This is a genomic window from Pseudomonas sp. WS 5011, from assembly GCF_012985775.1.
Classification (GTDB): Bacteria; Pseudomonadota; Gammaproteobacteria; order Pseudomonadales; family Pseudomonadaceae; genus Aquipseudomonas; species Aquipseudomonas peli.
Genome location: NZ_JAAQXA010000020.1, coordinates 1 through 18,201 on the forward strand (window position 1 = coordinate 1; position 18,201 = coordinate 18,201).

Here is an 18,201-nt window from a genome sequence, read left to right on the forward strand (position 1 = left end):
GCGGAAAAACACGGAGGAAGAAGCCGCATCGTGACCGATGCGGTTAGAATTTAAACCCCGCGCAATCGGGTGGAGGCACCGGTCACGTTGTTAGCGAAATGAGCGGTCACGTTCACCGAAATCCGCAATCGAGCTGAGAGAAGCGACAGCTGCACGTAATTGGTGGTCTTGGGCCTCGGCAATTCCAAACCCGTTCGCCCCTAGGAATTGGTTGGTAATCTGCTTGAGCAGCTCCGGACGATGGGCAGGATCTGCCTGTTGTGCCCGCCAGTTCAGAATTCGGTTCAGGACTGCTGGCGCAGCAGCTGTTGCGGGCACTGGCGGCTGTTCCTCCACAGTTTTTGTTCCGCCAAAAAAGTGAGTGCGCAGCTGGTCAAGGTGTCGCCGAACGACTGGGGACACCTTGCGCGAGCTCAAGCTTTTCAGCCAGAACTCGAACTCTGACTGCGGCAGGCACAGCGCCCGTTTCATCAGAGGCTGGCCTGGCAGGGATACATCATGCTCCGAAGGGCTGTATCGGGGGGGATGCATCTTGGCTGCTTGAGAGTGCCAGTTCAGACCCATTGCTTCGCATATTGGCCGCATTGGCCAGTAGCGCTCACTGTCGCTGCCGATCAGATAAGGAATGGTCAGCCCCTGAATTTTGATTTTGGATGTGCGCATCGGATTACAGGCCCCCTTGGGTGGCTGGGTTCGGGGCAACGGCTGTCGAGCGCTTAAATTGCGCAGCGATGAGTTCGTGCAGTGCATAGCTGGCCGGGGCCTTTTTCATCCATTGCTGCATGAGGTCGAGCACTTCGGGCCTGTTTGCCTGTGTCAGCGTGATGAGTTTGCTGGTGCTTGCCCCCACTGCACGAAAACCATCCCTGAACTGGATTGCTTCCGCGCTACTCTCAACACTCAGTTGATCGAGGATCTGATCAATGAACGCTGGAATCAGCCGGATCGGCAGGTAGTACAAAGTGGATTCAGCGTCATCCTCGATCAGTAGGTCGCTTTCCCATGCCGTAGCGGCAATCTGGGCCAAGTCAGTTGGTGCGCCGAAGGAGGTGAGTAGAGCATTCAGCTCCATTTGGATTTCTAGCGTTTGCTTGTTCAGCGTCAGCTGAAGCTTGGGACTTGGGGAAGAGGGTTGTGCTGTGGTGTTCATCGAGGGGCTTCCTTGGAAAAGGGATAATCAAAACAATCTGAATATCTGTAAATCAGATATCTGTAGATTAGATATACCCTCCTTGGCTGTCAAGCTGTGAGGTGGTCCCCGTTGGAGAAGTCGGTGTATCGAGAAGAAAATCTGGTGCTGCTCAGGCTGCTGAAGCAGTGCAGGGTGGAAGCTGGGTTGACCCAGGCGCATTTTGCTCAGGTACTTGAGCGCCCGCAGTCTTTCGCGAGCGATATCGAGCGCGGTCTGCGTCGTCTTGATCTTGTTCAGCTGCGCGATATCTGCACTGCACTGAACATCGGCCTTGTCGAGTTTGTTCAGCGATTTGAAGATGAACTGGCGTTATCAAAAGGGGCAGGTGAGTAATACCTGCTCCCTCCGCAAGGGACTAGTGGCGCCCGTTCTGCAATGCTTGCCAGGCCCCGGCATAGAGGGCTGCTGCATCTTCGCTGAGTATGCGAATTGCTTGGATGCAGTTCTGCAAGTTTGAAGTGCTCAGCTCGTGCAGGTTCTGAGCAGTGCTGAGCGCACAAAGCACCCCGAGGAGGGCGGACTGACGAAGCGTTGCAGCATCGTAAAGATCGGGTGCGAATGCGTCGCTGGGGTAGCCGATAACGCAGTGAGGGTCATCGTGATGGAATGGGGTGAAGCCATTTTTTGTGCCGCTATCGGCATGGTGGCTATCGAAGGCGGCTTGGTCGGCTTCGGTTTGCGAAGTGATGGTTTCATTCATGGTGTGATCCTCAGAACGGAATAGTTCTGCCACCCAACGCCAATTGGGTGAGCAGACCGTACGGGTTGGCGTACCGGTCTGAGGGCCGGCGCATCCGAAGATGCCCCGCACGGCCCGCCCATAAAGACACAGCCATGCTCAGGGCTAAATCCTGCTTAGCCCTGTCTCAGACCGGAACGCCAATCCCGTCCCCTTTCGGGGAGCACAAACCTATTGGAGTGCTGCCTGAGTGTCAATCTGCAAGCGACAGCGTTCGCCGCTCTCTGGTGCAGAAAAATAAAACGGTACGCCGACTTATAATCGAGCCCATAAACGACGAAAGGCCGGCGCGATGCGTTGGTTTCAGTGCTAGTGCTGCATCCGCTGACGCTTATGACCCTGTGCTCAGCCCATCTACTAATGCGGCGGCCCTTTGAAGCGGGATGGCGTGAAGATGGCAGGCCTTTCGAAGTGGTGACCAATACGGTGACCAAAAATATTTTTCGAAGGTAGAAAAGAAAAAGGCCAGCACGATGGCTGACCTAAGTCGTTGTTTCATATGGTGGGCCCACACGGACTCGAACCGTGGACCAAAGGATTATGAGTCCTCTGCTCTAACCAACTGAGCTATGGGCCCTCAGAGGCGGGCGGATTATACCGGTGCCTTCTCTGCAGCGCCAACCGAATGGCGCGGGGTGAGGAAGTTTTGTGCGAAGGCGTCCGCATGGATCGCGCGGCTTACAACGAAACCTTGGATTTGCTCGCACCCTTCGGCAGCGAGGAACAGTTCCTGGGCTTTGGTTTCAACTCCTTCGGCGATCACGGTCAGTTGCATGCTACGGCCCAGTGCCATGATGGCGCGCACGATGGCAACGTCATTGCTGTCGTTGGGCAGGCCGCGCACGAAGGATTGGTCGATTTTCAGGGTGTCGACCGGCAGGCGCTTTAGGTAGCTGAGCGAGGAGTAGCCGGTGCCGAAGTCGTCGATGGCCAGCTGGATGCCCAGGCTTTTCAGCTGATGCAGCAGGTTCAGCGCTTCTTCGGCTTGGTTCATGATGAAGCTTTCGGTGATTTCTAGTTGCAGCAGTTCGGGGGCCAGGTTGTGGTCTTCCAGTAGGCTAGAGATGCGTGTCAGCAGGTGTGGTTGGCGCAGTTGAACGCCAGTTAGGTTGACCGACAGCGGGCCGAACGGTGCGTGATGTTGTTGCCATTGCTGCATTTGCCAGCAGGCCCGGCGCAGTACCCAGTCACCGAGGGCGATGATCAGGCCGGTTTCTTCGGCCAGGGGTATAAAGCGGTCCGGCGGGATTTCACCAAAGATCGGGTGATGCCAGCGCAGCAAGGCTTCGGCGCCGATCAGGCGGTTGGTACTCAGGCTACGTTTAGGCTGGTAGTAAAGCTGCAGTTGTTCCAGTTCGATGGCACGGCGTAGTTCGCGTTCAAGGGCCATGCGTTCGGTGGCCTGGACGGTCAGGTCGCGTGTGTAGCGCTCCACGCGGTTGCGGCCGCGCGCCTTGGAGCGGTACATGGCGGCGTCGGCATTTTTCACCAGGGTGGCGACATCGTCGCCGTCGTCCGGGTAGCGGCTGATGCCAATACTGGCGCTGATAAACAGCTCCTGTTCGTCGAACCGGAAGGGCAGGCTGAAGCACTCGAGTAGCTTGTGCGCGACCCGCTCGGCGTCCTCTGCGTGCTGCAGGCCCGGCAGCAGGATGATGAATTCATCACCGCCCAGGCGAGCCACCGTATCGATATCACGCAGGTGGGTTTTCAAGCGTTCGGCAATGCTCCTGAGCAGTTGGTCGCCGACCGGGTGGCCAAGGCTGTCGTTGATGTTTTTGAAGCGGTCGAGGTCAATAAACAGCACTGCGCCCATGCGTTTGTCGACGCGGGCATCTTCAAGGGCGGCGCGTAGGCGCGCTTCGAACAGCATGCGGTTGGGCAGGTCGGTCAGCGGGTCATGGTGGGCCTGGTGGTCGAGGCTGGCCTGGGCATGTTTGAGTGAACTGATGTCGGCGAAGACGCCGACAAAGTGGGTGATGTGCTCATTGCTGTCGCGTACCGCGCTGATGGTCAGCCACTCGGGGAAGAGCTCACCATTCTTGCGTTTATTCCAGATTTCACCCTGCCAATGCCCAGAGGCGCTGAGGTTGTGCCACATGGCGGCGTAGAAGGCGCTGTCGTGGTTGCCGGAGGCGAGCAGGCGCGGCGACTGGCCGAGGGCTTCGGCCTCGCTGTAGCCGGTAATGGTGGTGAAAGCGCGATTGACCGCAGTAATGCGTTGCTGCAGGTCGGTGATCATCACGCCTTCGGCCGTGCTTTCGAAAACCGTAGCGGCCTGCTTGAGGTTTTCCTGCATCTGCTCGCGCTCGGTGATGTCGCGCGCGATGGTCAGCATGCAGGTATCGCCTTCAATGGGAATCGGCTGAACCGACATCTCGCAGGTGCGCAGCGAGCCGTTGCGGGTGCGAATAAGCGCGCGGAAGTCGCGGACCGAGCCGTGCTGTTGCACGTGCTCGAACATCCGTGTGCGGTCATCCGGGTTGTCCCAAATGCCCAGTTGCAGGGTCGAGCTGTCGGTTGCCTCGTTCACGCTGTAGCCGGTGATGCGGCTGAAGCCTTCGTTGACATCGAGCAACTGGCCGTCGCTTAAGCGGGTGATCAACAGACCATCTGGTGAGGCATGGAAGGCTTTGGCGAATTTGTCTTCGGAGAGTTTCAGACGCTGTTGGGTGTCTTTCAGTTCGCTGATGTCGCGTACGGCCACGACCAGCGTGGTGGTGTCATCCACGGTGACCGGTTGCGCGGAGATGAGTGCAGTGAACTGGCTGCCGTTGCGACGGCGAAAGGCGCTCTCGATGTTGTGCACGTTGCCTTGGCGCAGCATGTCCAGAATGCGCGGGCCGATGCCTTGCTCGCTCCACAGATCGAGCTCCGAACTTGTATGGCCGATGGCCTCGGCGGCGCTGATACCGAACTGTTGTTCGAAGGTTTTGTTGACGGCGAGCAGGCGGCCGTCGTGCTGATTGAGCAGGGCGATGATGTCCGGGCAGTTGTGGAAGACTGAGGCAAACTTCTGCTCCGAGAGGGCCAGGGCCTGCTCGGTGCGTTTGGTTTCCGTGATGTCGATCAGCAGGCCACGCAGCGTCTGGCTGCCATCTAGGGGTGACAGCGTGACAATGTCGCGTACCCAAACTTCACGGCCGTCGGCAGCGAGCATGCGGTAATCCATGCTGTGGTCGCGCCCAGCTTGGGTTTCGCTGCGGCAATAGTCGATGGCGCAGCGTGCATCGTCGGGGTGCAAGACGCGCTCGACAAAACCAAGCGTTAGCCAATCGTGCGCGGGATAGCCGAGGAGCTTTTCCGCCTGGGGGGCAACGTAGGTGTAACGAAGGTTGCTAGGGTCCATCTGCCAGGCGACTGCGTTGAGGCTTTCTACTAAGCCACGGTAATGTCGCTCGCTGTTGCGCAGTTCGTTTTCCAGCTGTTCGCGGTTGTGCATTTCACTGCGCAACCGATGGTTGATACGCAGGATGCTGAAGATGATCAGCAGGGCTGCCAGCAGGCCGGGAAGGCCAAACAGCAGTAGGCTGCGCCAGAATGGTCGTGAGTCGAGCGGGTCACTCACCCAGCGCTGCTGAATTTCGGCGATTTCACTGGGTGTGAGTTCGGCCAGGAGTTTGTCGAGTATCCCGGCCAGGATGGCTTGATCCTTGGGCACGGCCATGGCCAGTTGGTAGCGGAATGGGGTTTGGCCGCTGATGACTATGCCGTCGAGCTTGAGTTGGCGCAGGTGCCAGATGCTGGAAGCGAGGTCGCCGACCATGGCATCGGCCTGTCCGGAGGCCAGTGCTTGTAAGGCAGCAGCTACGCTGGGGCGCGGCCAGAGGCGCAGTTCGGGGTGTTTGTCGCGCAGCAGTTCGTGGGTGGCGTAGCTGTCGACCACGGCCACACGCAGTCCCCGTAGGTCGCGGATTTTGCTGGGTTGCGGACCTTGTTCCTGACTCAGGATGACAATCGGGAAGTCGAGGTAGGGGCGTGTGAACGTCAGATACTGCTCGCGCTCGGGGGTGGCCATCAGGCTGGGCAGCAGGTGCAGCTTGCCGGTTCGGGCATCGGCCAGCACTTCGCTCCAGTTCTGCGCGGGAGCCGGGCGCATGGTGACCGGCAGGCGCTGTTCGATCAGCCGAACATAGTCGGCGGCGAGTCCCTGGTACTGTTCGTCACCGTCGATGAACTCGTACGGTGGCCAGTCACGGTCCACGCCCAAGCTCAGTTGCGGGTTTTCGGCTAGCCAGGCCTGTTCTGTGGGCGTCAGTTCAAGGCTGAGGACGGGCGCAGCCCAGCATGCCAAACACAACAGGAGGGTGGCTGCAACACGCGGCATGGGTGGGCTCGTTCGCTAGGCAATAAGCAAAAGTGTAGACCTGCCTGGCAAGCCTTGGTAGTTGCCCAGAATGCAAAACCCCCGGCAGGGCCGGGGGGTTTGGTGTTACTCGTCGAGGAAGGAGCGCAGATGCTCGCTTCTCGTCGGGTGGCGCAGCTTGCGTAGCGCCTTGGCTTCGATCTGACGAATCCGCTCACGGGTTACATCAAACTGCTTACCGACTTCCTCAAGGGTGTGATCGGTATTCATGTCGATGCCGAAGCGCATGCGCAGTACTTTGGCTTCACGCGCGGTGAGGCCGGAGAGTACTTCGCGGGTCGCTTCTTTAAGGCTCTCAACGGTGGCGACATCGATTGGCGACTGCATGGTCGAGTCTTCGATGAAGTCACCCAGATGAGAGTCTTCGTCATCACCAATTGGGGTTTCCATGGAGATCGGCTCTTTAGCGATCTTCAGTACCTTGCGGATCTTGTCCTCAGGCATTTCCATGCGTTCACCCAGCTCTTCCGGGGTCGGTTCGCGACCCATTTCCTGCAACATCTGCCGGGAAATACGGTTGAGCTTGTTGATAGTCTCGATCATGTGCACCGGGATGCGGATGGTTCGCGCCTGGTCAGCAATCGAGCGGGTGATCGCCTGGCGAATCCACCAGGTGGCGTAAGTCGAGAACTTGTAACCGCGACGGTATTCGAACTTATCCACCGCTTTCATCAGGCCGATGTTGCCTTCCTGAATCAGGTCGAGGAATTGCAAGCCACGGTTGGTGTACTTCTTGGCGATCGAGATCACCAAACGCAGGTTGGCTTCAACCATCTCTTTCTTCGCGCGACGGGCCTTGGCCTCGCCGATCGACATGCGACGGTTGATGTCCTTGATTTCAGCCAGGGTCAGTTCGCACTCGGCTTCCAGTGCAGTCAGCTTCTGCTGGCAGCGCTGAATGTCAGCTTGCACATTGCCAATGGCTTCAGCGTATTTAGCCTTGCCTTTGGCCAGGCCAACGGACCACTCGGCATCGATTTCATTGCCAGGGAACAGCTTGAGGAAATCGGCGCGCGGCATACGTGCATCACGCACGCAGAGTTGCATGATGGCGCGTTCCTGAGCGCGCAGGCGCTCCAGGGAGCTGCGTACGCGGACAACCAGCGCGTCGTACTGTTTAGGTACCAGCTTGATCGGCATGAACAGCTCGGCCATTTCTTTCAGCGCGGCAGTGCCTTGCTTGCTGTTACGGCCATGCTTTTTCAGGGCTTTCTTGGCGAGTTCCAGGGCGTCACCGATCGCGGTGAAGCGGCGCAGAGCCTCTTCAGGATCCGGGCCGCCGTCGCCTTCTTCTTCCTCGTCATCGCTGGCTTCGGCGTCGTCGTCGTCAGTCTCTTCGGCGGCATCGCCGTCTTTAACTGGAACAGGCGCAGCCGCTTCAGCGGGGACAATGCCGTCATCCGGATCGATATAGCCGCTGAGGACTTCAACCAGGCGACCACCATCGGTGGTGACACGGTTGTATTCGGCCAGAATGCTGTCGACAGTGCCGGGGAAATGGGCGATAGCGCCCATCACTTCACGGATGCCTTCCTCGATGCGTTTGGCGATTTCGATCTCGCCTTCGCGGGTCAGCAGTTCCACGGTGCCCATTTCACGCATGTACATGCGCACTGGGTCCGTCGTGCGGCCGATATCGGTCTCCACCGCTGCCAGCGCTGCAGCTGCTTCTTCAGCAGCTGCCTCGTCGGTATCGGCGTCGGCCAACATAAGGGCGTCCGCATCCGGAGCACTCTCGTGTACGGGGATCCCCATGTCGTTAATCATGCGGATGATGTCTTCCACCTGCTCCGGATCAGAAATATCTTCCGGTAGGTGGTCGTTGACCTCTGCGTAAGTCAGATACTTCTGCTCACGACCCAGGGTGATCAACTCTTTGATACGAGACTGCTGTTGCGCTTTTCCGGACATAACACCCTATCCACTGAAGGTCTTGGCGGGCAAAAAACAAGCCGCGGATTATACCCGAGTAACACCCCTAAGCGCCAGTTGAGCTCGGGATTACCGGTGATGCATTACGGCTCAGCAAGCTGCGCAGCTGGTCTTTCTCTTCTGCGCTCAACTCACTTTGACGGGCTTTGCGCAGCAAATGTTCCAGGCTGCGCTCGCGTTGGCGGGCTACTAGACTAGTTATAGTGTCGAAAAACTGTTGTTCAAGGTTGTCGGCTGAAATCAGCCACTCCTTTTCTGCCAAGGCGCGCAATAGGCGGCCCTGTTCGGTGCCGTGCCAGCGTGCGATCAGTTGCAGTGATCGCAGGTTGGGGCTTTTCTGCAGGGCTCCAAGCAGGGCGACCAGCAGCTGGGCGTAAGTGTCGTCTTCGGCGGCGAAGTGGCTGACATCTTCGACTTTCTGCGCCAGTTGCGGGTGATGCAGCAGGGTGCGCAGGGCGCTCAGGTGCGGCGATTCGACGCTGACGGCAGTGCGTGGTGCGCGTGGCGCGAACTCACCCTGGCCCTTCTTGCTCCACTTGCCGCCATCTTTCTTCCAGTTGCCCTTGCCTTTATTGCGTTCAAATTCCGGCGCAGGGCTGGGGTTTTCGTATTCGTTGCGGCTTGGCTCAGCATCGTAATAGGCGCTGTCGGGAATCTCGGGGTAATCCGGGTAGTCACTTGATGGCGCGCTGCTCTGGCTCGATTGGCTGCTGCGGGCGGTTGGCGCCATTTGCTGCAGGGCTTCGCCGGACAAGCCGGTAATTTCGCTCAGGCGCTGGCGCATCAGGGCGCGCAGGTTGTTGCCGGGGATCTTGTCGATCAGTGGCGCGGCCAGGGTCATCAGGTGCGCCTTGCCTTCCAGTGAGCGCGGATCGGCCTCTTCGCTCAGCTGTTGGAAGAAGTAGTCGGCCAGCGGTTGGGCGTGTTGGTTGATCCGTGCGCGGAAGGCGTCAGTGCCTTCGCTGCGTACCAGGGTGTCCGGGTCTTCGCCGTCGGGCAGAAACAGAAAGCGCGCGCGGCGGCCGTCCTGCAGGCTCGACAAGGTCGCCTCCAGGGCGCGCCAGGCGGCGTTGCGGCCGGCTGCGTCGCCATCGAAGCAGAACAATACGCTCGGCACGACGCGAAACAGACGCTTGAGGTGTTCTTCGCTGGTGGCGGTGCCGAGGGTGGCGACGGCGTTGCGCAGGCCTTGCTGGGCCAGTGCAATCACGTCCATATAACCCTCGACCACCATAATCTCGTCGAGGTCGCGATTGTGCTTGCGTGCCTCGAACAGGCCGTAAAGCTCTTGGCCTTTGTGGAATACCGGGGTTTCCGGGGAGTTCAGGTATTTCGGTTTTTCGTCACCCAGCACCCGGCCGCCGAAGGCAATCACTCGGCCGCGGCTGTCGCGGATCGGGAACATGATGCGGTCGCGGAAGCGGTCATAACGTTTGCCGCTTTCGGCATTCTCCACCAGCAGGCCGGCGTCAATCATCGCCTTCTGTTGCAGGCTGTCGCTGGCCAGGTGCTTGAGCAGGTTGTCCCAGCCGGGCGGGGCGAAGCCCATGCCGAAGTCGCGGGCGATCTCGCCGGACAGGCCGCGGCCCTTGAGGTACTCAATCGCGGCTTTGCGCTGCGGATGACTTTTCAGTGCCTGTTTGTAGAACTCGGCGGCAGCGGTCAGTAGCGGGTAAAGCGGCGAGTCCGTAGGTTGGCGCGGTTTGTTGTTGCGTCCGCCTTCCTCGCGGGGCACTTCCATGCCGGCGCGCTTGGCCAGGTCCTCGATTGCCTGGGGGAAGTCCAGTTGGTCGTGGTCCATGATAAAACCCAGTGCGTTGCCGCCGGCGCCGCAGCCAAAGCAGTAATAGAACTGTTTGTCCGGGCTGACGCTGAACGAGGGGGTTTTTTCTTTATGGAAGGGGCAGCAGGCGGTGTAGTTTTTGCCGGCTTTTTTCAGCTGGATGCGCGAGGCGACCACGTCGACGATGTCGGTGCGGTTGAGCAGGTCATCGATAAAAGACTGTGGGATCAGGCCGGCCATAGGCGCTCAGAATACTGTCATGCGCTGGGGCAGAACAGGGTGGGGCAAAAACTAAAAGACTCCGATCGTCACCCGAGGGTGGCGCGGAGTCTAAAAGCGAAACCCGGCCAGGCCGGGTGTCAGGCGTTGCTTGTACTGATTAGTACAGGCGAACGCTGCGGCGCTGCTCGCGCTGCACTTTCTTGGCGTGACGCTTAACAGCGGCTGCTGCTTTACGCTTACGCTCGGAAGTCGGCTTTTCGTAGAATTCACGGCTGCGAACTTCAGCCAGAACACCGGCTTTTTCGCAGGAGCGCTTGAAACGACGCAGAGCTACGTCGAAGGGTTCGTTCTCTTTAACTTTGACGGCTGGCATCCAGGGCTTACCTTCTTTATTACCGGGGGTAACGTTACTCCTGGCAGATGGCGCTGGAGAACGTAGGTTTTTAAGGGTTGCGGATGTTACCGCCTCATCGCGAGGAATGCAAAGCCTCTGATCGAAAAGCGCTGGCCGGCTCGCGCCAGCGGCCATTATCATGCGCGCCTTCGAAGTTGCACACATTACTACAAGGCACTGCCCATGCTGGTTCTGGGATTGGAAACCTCCTGCGACGAAACCGGTGTCGCGCTTTATGACAGCGAGCGCGGCCTGCTGGCCGATGCGCTCTTCAGCCAGATTGATCTGCACCGTGCGTATGGTGGCGTAGTGCCGGAGCTGGCTTCGCGCGATCACGTCAAGCGCATGCTGCCGTTGATCCGTCAGGTGTTGAGCGAAGCCGGCTGCGTTGCGACTGACATCGACGCCATCGCCTATACCGCCGGCCCCGGCCTTGTCGGTGCGCTCCTCGTGGGGGCGTCCTGTGCCCAAGCACTGGCGTTTGCCTGGGATATCCCAGCGCTCGGTGTGCACCATATGGAAGGCCATTTGCTGGCGCCGATGCTGGAAGAACAGCCGCCGGCTTTTCCGTTCGTCGCTTTGTTGGTGTCGGGCGGGCATACCCAGTTGGTTCGGGTCGATGGCATCGGTCAGTACCAGCTGCTCGGCGAGTCTCTGGATGATGCCGCAGGCGAGGCATTCGACAAGACCGCCAAGTTGATGGGGCTGCAGTATCCCGGTGGTCCGGAGATTGCCCGTCTGGCGCTGAGCGGTACGCCTGGGCGATTCAAGTTTCCTCGGCCAATGACTGATCGCCCGGGGCTGGAGTTCAGCTTCAGCGGCCTGAAGACCTTTACCCTGAATACCTGGCAGCAGTGTCAGGCGGCTGGCGACAAATCCGAGCAGACTCGCTGCGACATCGCCCTGGCGTTCCAGCAGGCGGTGATCGACACCCTCACTATCAAATGCAAGCGTGCCCTCAAGCAAACCGGGTTGAACAACCTGGTGATCGCCGGCGGTGTGAGTGCCAACCAGGCGCTGCGGCAGTCGCTGGAGAAGATGCTCGCTGAGCTTAATGGCGGCGTGTTCTACGCTCGTCCAGCGTTCTGCACCGATAACGGTGCGATGATCGCCTATGCCGGCTGCCAGCGTTTACTGGCGGGGCAGCATGAGGATTTGAGCATCAAGGTGCAGGCACGCTGGCCGATGGAGCAACTGCCGGCGCTGTAAGCTGGCTGGGTTCGTTCATTCGCTTTAGAAATGCCGCTCACGGCCGGCGAACAGATCGCGTAAATTGCTGCGGTGGCGCCAGACGATCAGTCCGGTCAGCGCGCAGACCGGCAGCAGGGCGTCGGGTTGTTGCCACGCCAGCAGCGGCAGGGTTAGCGGTGTAGCGATCAGTGCAGCCAGCGAGCTGGTGCGAGTCAGAACAAAGGTCAGTAACCAGGCGCCAACGGCCAGTAAAGCGGCTGGCGGGTAAAGCCCCAAGAGCATGCCAGCGGCCGTGGCGACACCTTTGCCGCCACGGAAGTTGAAGTACAGCGGGTACAGGTGGCCGACAACGGCGGCCATGCCAACCCACGCTTGTTGTTGCAGATTGAAGTTGAGCAGGCTGGCGATCAGCACCGGCAGCAAGCCCTTGAGCAGGTCGCCGATCAGCGTGAGGACAGCCAGGCGTTTACCGGCGACCCGAAGCATGTTGGTGGCGCCGGGGTTGCCCGAGCCGCTGGCGCGCGGGTCCGGCCCGCCGCTTAGGCGGCTGAGCAGGATGGCGAAGGACAACGAGCCGAGCAGGTAGGCGAAGGACGCCAACAGCCAAAACATGGTATCCATTCCGGGGCAAGGGAGCCCTGATTCTAACTAGGTGCGACAGCCTTGTCGTGCCACGGAGAGCGTGCTTGGACACAGTTTTTATCGAGGGCCTGGAAGTCGATACGGTGATTGGTGCCTACGACTGGGAGCGTACCATTCGCCAGTGTTTGCGCCTGGACCTGTACCTGGGCTGGGATAATCGTCCCGCTGCTGCCGGTGACGAGCTGGACAAGGCGTTGGATTACGCCAAGGTTTCGCAGCGGATTCAGGCATTTGCCAGCGAGTCGCAGTTTATCCTGGTGGAAACCTTTGCCGAGCGGTTGGTCGAGTTGCTGATGGCTGAGTTTCAAATCCCTTGGGTGCGGCTCAAGCTGACCAAGCCCGGTGCCGTGCCGGCGGCCAGTGGTGGGGTAGGCGTGGAGATCGAGCGCGGATGTCGCTAACTCCCGTACTACTCGGTCTGGGCAGCAATATCGGCCGCGAAGCACACCTGTGTGCCGGCCTCGATGCGCTTGATGGTCTGCTCAGTGAGATGCGCTGCTCGCCGGTATTCGAAAGCCAGGCGGTGGGCATCAAGAGCGGGCCGTTTTTCAATCTGGTGGTGGCCGGCTATAGCGACTTGCCGTTAGGTGAGCTGGACCGTCGGCTGAAGTTTATAGAGGCCGACAATGGTCGCTATGCGCCTGAGCGCAAGGGACTGCCGCTGGATATCGATGTTCTGTTGTATGGCGACCGGGTCGGCAACTTCGACGGCTTGATTCTGCCGCGTGCAGAAATCCTCAAGAACGCCTTCGTCCTTTGGCCCCTGGCCCTGTTGGTGCCGGATGTTCTGCATCCTGCGCAGCAGCGCAGCTTTGCCGAGCTCTGGCATGCGGCGCAGATTGACCAGCAGCTGTGGCCGGTTGCATTCAGCTGGCGTGAGCAAGCGCTCACCCCGACTGAACTGATAGCCGCTAACCCGGCTTCTTAGTCCGGAGCGGGGCGGGCGGAAGCGGCAGCTTTGAATGTTGTCAGTGCCTTCAGGCGCTCTTTGTTGAGTGCTTCACCTAACTCGGCGCCTTTCAAACCTTGCGCCAGTAGGGGTTGCACAGCCACGGCGCGTGCGGCGTGCATGGCGGCCCGCAGGTAGTCAGCCTGTGGGTAGGCGCGTTGTTCCAGGCCGAGGCGGCCGCGGGCGTCCATTTCACAGGCCGCGATAAATTCTTCGAAGCGTTGCGGGCGGCGGAATACGTCGAAGCCTTGCAGCAGTTTGAGCAGGGTCGAAGCCTTCAGCTCCAGAGCGCGGTGGCCGTGGGTGTGGAATTCGCCGACCTGCAAAGCCAGTTCCTGACAATCCTTGGGCGCCTTGCAGCGCTGGTTGATCGCGCGGATCAGCTTCAGTCCGGTGTGTTCATGGGCGATATGCCGGGGCCATTCGGCCTCCGGCGTCAGACCTTTGCCGACATCGTGCAGCAAGCAGGCCCAGCGCACGGTTAGCGGTTGTTGGTGCTCGGCACACTGGCGCAGCACGCTGAGTACATGCTCGCCGGTGTCGATCTCCGGATGATGGGCGGCGGGTTGTGGCACACCGAACAGCGCGTCGACCTCGGGCAGCAGTTCGCGCAGGGCGCCGCAGTCGCGCAGCACCTGGATAAATACATCCGGGCGCGGCTCCATCAGGGCGCGGGAGATTTCTTTCCAGCTGCGCTCCGGTGTCAGGGCGTTGAGTTCGCCGGACTCGCTCAGTTCGCGCATCAGCACCAGGGTTTCAGGCGCTACGCTGAAACCCAGTGGCGCGTAACGGGCGGCAAAGCGGGCGACGCGCAGCACGCGCAGCGGGTCTTCGGCGAAGGCCGGGGAAACATGGCGCAGCAGTCGGGCGTTGAGGTCGCGCTGACCGCCGTAGGGGTCAATCAACGTGCCGTGATCGTCCTCGGCCATGGCGTTGACGGTCAGGTCGCGGCGGATCAGGTCTTCTTCCAGGGTCACTTCTGGGCTGGCGAAGAAGGTGAAACCGCCGTAACCGCGCCCACTTTTGCGCTCGGTGCGGGCCAGGGCGTATTCCTCGCCGGTCTGCGGGTGCAGAAATACCGGAAAGTCCGCGCCCACTGGGCGATAGCCCAACTCAAGCATCTGTTCGGCGCTGGCGCCGACGACGACCCAGTCGATCTCGCTGACTTCACGACCCAACAGGCGATCACGTACTGCGCCGCCGACTTTGTAAATCTGCATCATGGTTCCTCCGCTGAGTGCGGAGGATAGCGGCTGGCCACTGACGAGGGGTAGCCTGGATGCAGTTCTGAGTGGTTCAGCGTATTCCCGGATTGCATCCGGACTACTGGCTGGCTAGGGGGATTTGCTGCAAGAGTGCTTGGGTGGCGCGTTCGAGCAGTTCAGCGCTATCTTTGGCGGGGCTCAGGCCGGTATTGACCAAGCCTTCCCAAAGGATGTGCTGCGCCGGAGTGGTCAGGCGGACGCGCAAGGTGCCGGTTTCATCGCGCAGGCGGTGGATCGCCTGGTAGGGGCCAAGCGGGGTAGGTGGGGCGGCCTCGACCTTGAAGTCCAGTGGGCTGTCCTGCACTGCCAGCCAGTAATACACCTGAATCTCTGCTTGCGGGTTAGCCCGGTAACCACGGGCACTCAAGCCCTCGCGCAATAACTGTTCAAGCTGTGTATAGCGCTCGGAAAAGGGCACATCGCCGTCTACGGCCTGTTCGGCGGCGATCAGGCTGAAGCTGTGTCTGCCGGTCAGTTCGGCGCTGGCGGGTGTCAGTACCTGGGCGCGCGGCAGCTGGCTGCTGCAGGTGGCCAGTGCTAGGCACAGCAGTAATACGATAAACAGGCGCATCAGCAGATTCCCGGTTGGTCTGCTGCGCATGCTGGTGCTTGGCATCGTGGGCGCGCAACCGATCAAATGGGCGGGATCATCAGGTCGAGGCGCGGGTAGTCGCTGTCATGTTCGGTTTCATGCTTGGGCGGTACATGCTGGGTGCCGATCAGTTGTTCGCCTTGGTACATCTCCAAGTGGATATTGAAACCCCACAGGCGGTGCAGATGTTTCAGCACTTCCTCGGTGGAGTTGCCCAGCGGTTTGCGGTCGTGCTGCTGATGGCGCAGGGTGAGCGAGCGGTCGCCGCGGCGGTCGATACTCCAGATCTGCACATTGGGTTCGCGGTTGCCCAGGTTGTATTGCGCGGCCAGGGTTTCCCGAATCTGTTGGTAGCCGGGTTCGTCATGGATCGCGGGTACAACCAGCTCGTCTTTCTGGTCGTCATCAAGAATGCTGAACAGCTTGAGGTCGCGGATCACTTTGGGTGACAGGTACTGCAGGATAAAGCTCTCGTCCTTGAAGCTGTTCATGGCGAATTTTAGGGTCGTGAGCCAGTCGCTGCCGGCAATGTCGGGGAACCAGCGGCGATCTTCCTCATTAGGCGCTTCGCAGATGCGGCGAATATCGCGGTACATGGCAAAGCCCAGCGCATAGGGGTTAATGCCGCTGTAATAGGGGCTGTCGAATGGTGGCTGATAGACCACGCTGGTGTGCGACTGCAGGAACTCCATCATAAAGCCTTCGGTCACCAGGCCTTCGTCGTACAGATCGTTCATCAGAGTGTAGTGCCAGAAGGTCGCCCAGCCTTCGTTCATCACCTGCGTTTGGCGTTGTGGGTAGAAGTACTGGGCAATCTTGCGCACGATGCGAATGATCTCGCGCTGCCAGGGCTCGAGCAGCGGGGCGTGTTTTTCCAAGAAGTAGAGGATGTTTTCCTGTGGCTCGGCAGGGAAGCGTTTGTTGTCTTTGCCGTCGCCTTTGCTGGCGCTTTTCGGGATGGTGCGCCAGAGGTCGTTGATCTGCTTCTGCAGGTGTTCTTCACGGTCTTTCATACGCCGCCGTTCTTCCTCGGCGGAAATCGGGTAGGGGCGTTTGTAGCGGTCGACGCCGTAGTTCATCAGGGCGTGGCAGGAGTCGAGCAGGTCTTCCACTGCGTCGATGCCGTGGCGCTCCTCGCACTGCATGATGTACTGCTTGGCGAACACCAGGTAGTCGATGATCGAGCTTGCGTCGGTCCAAGTGCGGAACAGGTAGTTGCCCTTGAAGAAACTGTTGTGGCCGTAGCAGGCATGGGCGATTACCAGGGCCTGCATGCAGATGGTGTTTTCTTCCATCAGGTAGGCGATGCACGGGTCGGAGTTGATCACGATCTCATAGGCCAGGCCCATCTGCCCGCGCTTGTAGCCCTTTTCGGTGCTGAGGAAGTGCTTGCCGTAGGACCAGTGGTGGTAACCCAGCGGCATGCCGACCGAGGCGTAGGCGTCCATCATCTGCTCGGCGGTGATCACCTCGATCTGGTTGGGGTAGGTGTCCAGCGCATAGCGTTCGGCGATGCGGCCGATTTCGCGGTCGTACTGGCGGATCAGCTCGAAGGTCCACTCCGAACCCGTGGAGATCGGCTGGCGGCGCTTGTCTTTGCTCGTGCTCATGTGGCTAGCCTCCGCTGGAACAGGTCGCGGAATACCGGGTAAATGTCACCGGCCGCCACCAGCTGCTGCTGGGCAAAGGTGTCGGCGAATGCCTCACTCACGTGCTCATACTCAAACCACAGCGCCTGATGCTCGCGCGGGGTGATCTCGACGTAAGTGAAGTACTGCACGAACGGCATGATCTGGTTGATCAATATGTCCCTGCAGATCGGCGAGTCATCATTCCAGTTGTCACCATCCGACGCCTGGGCGGCGTAGATATTCCATTCGTTGATCGGGTAGCGCTCGACCATGATCTCCTGCATCAGTTTCAGCGCGCTGGAGACGATGGTGCCGCCGGTTTCCCGTGAATAGAAAAACTCCTCCTCGTCGACCTCTTTGGCACTGGTGTGGTGGCGGATAAACACCACCTCGATCTTGTCGTAGTTCCGCTTGAGGAACAGGTACAGGAGAATGAAGAAGCGTTTGGCAATGTCCTTGGTCGACTGGGTCATGGACCCGGATACATCCATCAGGCAGAACATCACCGCCTTGGAGCTGGGGTTGGGCTGTTTGACCAGTAGGTTGTACTTGAGGTCGAAGGTGTCGAGGAAGGGAATCCGCTTGATCCGCGCGCGCAGTTTGCTGACTTCTTCTTCAAGTGCGTGGATATCGCCGAGGTTATCCGGCTGCTCCAGCTTCAGGCGTTCCAGTTCGGCCTGAGCACTCTTGAGTTTGTTGCGGCTGCTGCCGGACAGGGCAATACGCCGCGCGTGGGCCGAGCGCAGGGTGCGGACGATATTGATGCGCGACGGGTTGCCTTCATTGCTGATGCCGGCGCGTACGCTCTTGAAGGTGTCGCTGCCGGTCAGGTGGCGTTTGATCAGGTTGGGCAGTTCCAGGTCCTCGAACATGAAATCGAGGAATTCTTCCTGGGTGATCTGGAAGACGAACTCATCCATGCCTTCGCCGGAGTTGCTTGCTTTGCCGGCGCCCTGACCGCTGCCTCCACCTTGCGGGCGGGCAATCTTCTCGCCGGTGGTGAATTCACGGTTGCCCGGGTGCACGGTGGTCTGGCGGCCGCCGCGACCATGGTGCAGCACCGGCTCGTCGATATCGCGGCCGGGAATGCTGATCTGTTCACCGTGCTCCATGTCGGTAATGGAACGGCGGCTAACCGCCTCTTCCACGGCCTTTTTGATGTGGTCACGGTAACGCCGCAGGAAGCGCTGGCGGTTCACCGTGCTCTTGTTCTTACCGTTCAGGCGTCGGTCGATCACATGGCTCATAACTGCCCTCCGTGCACTGCAGGCATCAGGCACAAACGCGGGCAGGGCACTGTGCC

General features: G+C 59.8%; 16 protein-coding genes and 1 tRNA gene. 4 read left to right on the plus strand and 13 right to left on the minus strand.

The genetic code is table 11. From position 1 onward, the window contains the following. Positions 1 to 90: 90 nt before the first annotated feature. Together HBN63_RS17885 and HBN63_RS17890 are read right to left on the minus strand one after the other, a co-directional pair. Positions 91 to 663, minus strand: coding sequence for a phage antirepressor N-terminal domain-containing protein (locus HBN63_RS17885; protein ID WP_262499011.1), 573 nt, complete (start codon positions 661 to 663; stop codon positions 91 to 93). A gap of 4 nt (positions 664 to 667) precedes the next feature. Then, a complete protein-coding gene (locus tag HBN63_RS17890) occupies positions 668 to 1,150 on the minus strand; it encodes a hypothetical protein (RefSeq protein WP_170050342.1) in 483 nt (160 codons plus the stop codon). 111 nt (positions 1,151 to 1,261) lie between these two features. On the opposite strand from HBN63_RS17890, the gene HBN63_RS17895 reads away from it, so the two are divergent. Beyond that, positions 1,262 to 1,525, plus strand: coding sequence for a helix-turn-helix transcriptional regulator (locus HBN63_RS17895; RefSeq protein ID WP_170050343.1), 264 nt, complete (start codon positions 1,262 to 1,264; stop codon positions 1,523 to 1,525). 22 nt (positions 1,526 to 1,547) lie between these two features. Here the strand turns inward: HBN63_RS17895 and HBN63_RS17900 are convergent, their stop codons facing one another. From HBN63_RS17900 to rpsU, 6 genes are all read right to left on the minus strand, one after another. Further along, positions 1,548 to 1,892, minus strand: a complete 345-nt coding sequence (locus HBN63_RS17900; RefSeq protein ID WP_178093456.1) for a hypothetical protein — start codon at positions 1,890 to 1,892, stop codon at positions 1,548 to 1,550. 539 nt (positions 1,893 to 2,431) lie between these two features. Further along, positions 2,432 to 2,508: transfer RNA gene (locus tag HBN63_RS17905), tRNA-Ile, on the minus strand. Between the two features lie 15 nt (positions 2,509 to 2,523). Next, entirely contained in the window at positions 2,524 to 6,258 is a 3,735-nt protein-coding gene (locus HBN63_RS17910) for a bifunctional diguanylate cyclase/phosphodiesterase (protein WP_170050344.1), read from the minus strand. 105 nt (positions 6,259 to 6,363) lie between these two features. Then, entirely contained in the window at positions 6,364 to 8,208 is a 1,845-nt protein-coding gene (gene rpoD, locus HBN63_RS17915; RefSeq protein WP_170050345.1) for an RNA polymerase sigma factor RpoD, read from the minus strand. A gap of 67 nt (positions 8,209 to 8,275) precedes the next feature. Continuing rightward, the gene (dnaG, locus tag HBN63_RS17920) at positions 8,276 to 10,252 is read right to left on the minus strand and encodes a DNA primase (protein WP_170050346.1); all 1,977 of its coding nucleotides are present in this window, start codon (positions 10,250 to 10,252) and stop codon (positions 8,276 to 8,278) included. A gap of 139 nt (positions 10,253 to 10,391) precedes the next feature. Then, positions 10,392 to 10,607 (minus strand): 30S ribosomal protein S21, encoded by a 216-nt coding sequence (gene rpsU, locus HBN63_RS17925; protein WP_003296736.1) that lies wholly within the window; start codon positions 10,605 to 10,607, stop codon positions 10,392 to 10,394. Between the two features lie 204 nt (positions 10,608 to 10,811). Between rpsU and tsaD the strand changes: the two genes are divergently transcribed. Next, the gene (gene tsaD / locus HBN63_RS17930) at positions 10,812 to 11,837 is read left to right on the plus strand and encodes a tRNA (adenosine(37)-N6)-threonylcarbamoyltransferase complex transferase subunit TsaD (RefSeq protein WP_170050347.1); all 1,026 of its coding nucleotides are present in this window, start codon (positions 10,812 to 10,814) and stop codon (positions 11,835 to 11,837) included. Between the two features lie 24 nt (positions 11,838 to 11,861). Here the strand turns inward: tsaD and plsY are convergent, their stop codons facing one another. Continuing rightward, positions 11,862 to 12,431 (minus strand): glycerol-3-phosphate 1-O-acyltransferase PlsY, encoded by a 570-nt coding sequence (gene plsY, locus HBN63_RS17935; RefSeq protein WP_170050348.1) that lies wholly within the window; start codon positions 12,429 to 12,431, stop codon positions 11,862 to 11,864. 74 nt (positions 12,432 to 12,505) lie between these two features. On the opposite strand from plsY, the gene folB reads away from it, so the two are divergent. Both folB and folK read left to right on the plus strand, forming a co-directional pair. Beyond that, positions 12,506 to 12,862 carry a dihydroneopterin aldolase gene (gene folB, locus HBN63_RS17940; RefSeq protein ID WP_090256062.1) on the plus strand — a complete coding sequence of 119 codons (357 nt, stop codon included), beginning with the start codon at positions 12,506 to 12,508 and terminating at the stop codon, positions 12,860 to 12,862. After that, complete coding sequence (gene folK / locus HBN63_RS17945) at positions 12,853 to 13,389, plus strand: 2-amino-4-hydroxy-6-hydroxymethyldihydropteridine diphosphokinase (RefSeq protein ID WP_170050349.1); 537 nt, start codon at positions 12,853 to 12,855, stop codon at positions 13,387 to 13,389. The genes folB and folK overlap by 10 nt, the downstream gene beginning before the upstream one ends. Here the strand turns inward: folK and HBN63_RS17950 are convergent. The 4 genes from HBN63_RS17950 to HBN63_RS17965 form a co-directional block, all read right to left on the minus strand. Beyond that, the gene (locus HBN63_RS17950) at positions 13,386 to 14,630 is read right to left on the minus strand and encodes a multifunctional CCA addition/repair protein (protein WP_170050386.1); all 1,245 of its coding nucleotides are present in this window, start codon (positions 14,628 to 14,630) and stop codon (positions 13,386 to 13,388) included. The genes folK and HBN63_RS17950 overlap by 4 nt on opposite strands. A 103-nt stretch (positions 14,631 to 14,733) precedes the next feature. Continuing rightward, complete coding sequence (locus HBN63_RS17955) at positions 14,734 to 15,246, minus strand: DUF4136 domain-containing protein (RefSeq protein WP_170050350.1); 513 nt, start codon at positions 15,244 to 15,246, stop codon at positions 14,734 to 14,736. A 62-nt stretch (positions 15,247 to 15,308) separates the two neighbouring features. Then, positions 15,309 to 16,877 carry a SpoVR family protein gene (locus tag HBN63_RS17960; RefSeq protein ID WP_170050351.1) on the minus strand — a complete coding sequence of 523 codons (1,569 nt, stop codon included), beginning with the start codon at positions 16,875 to 16,877 and terminating at the stop codon, positions 15,309 to 15,311. Beyond that, a complete protein-coding gene (locus HBN63_RS17965) occupies positions 16,874 to 18,145 on the minus strand; it encodes a YeaH/YhbH family protein (protein ID WP_170050352.1) in 1,272 nt (423 codons plus the stop codon). The genes HBN63_RS17960 and HBN63_RS17965 overlap by 4 nt, the downstream gene beginning before the upstream one ends. Between the last annotated feature and the right edge of the window lie 56 nt (positions 18,146 to 18,201).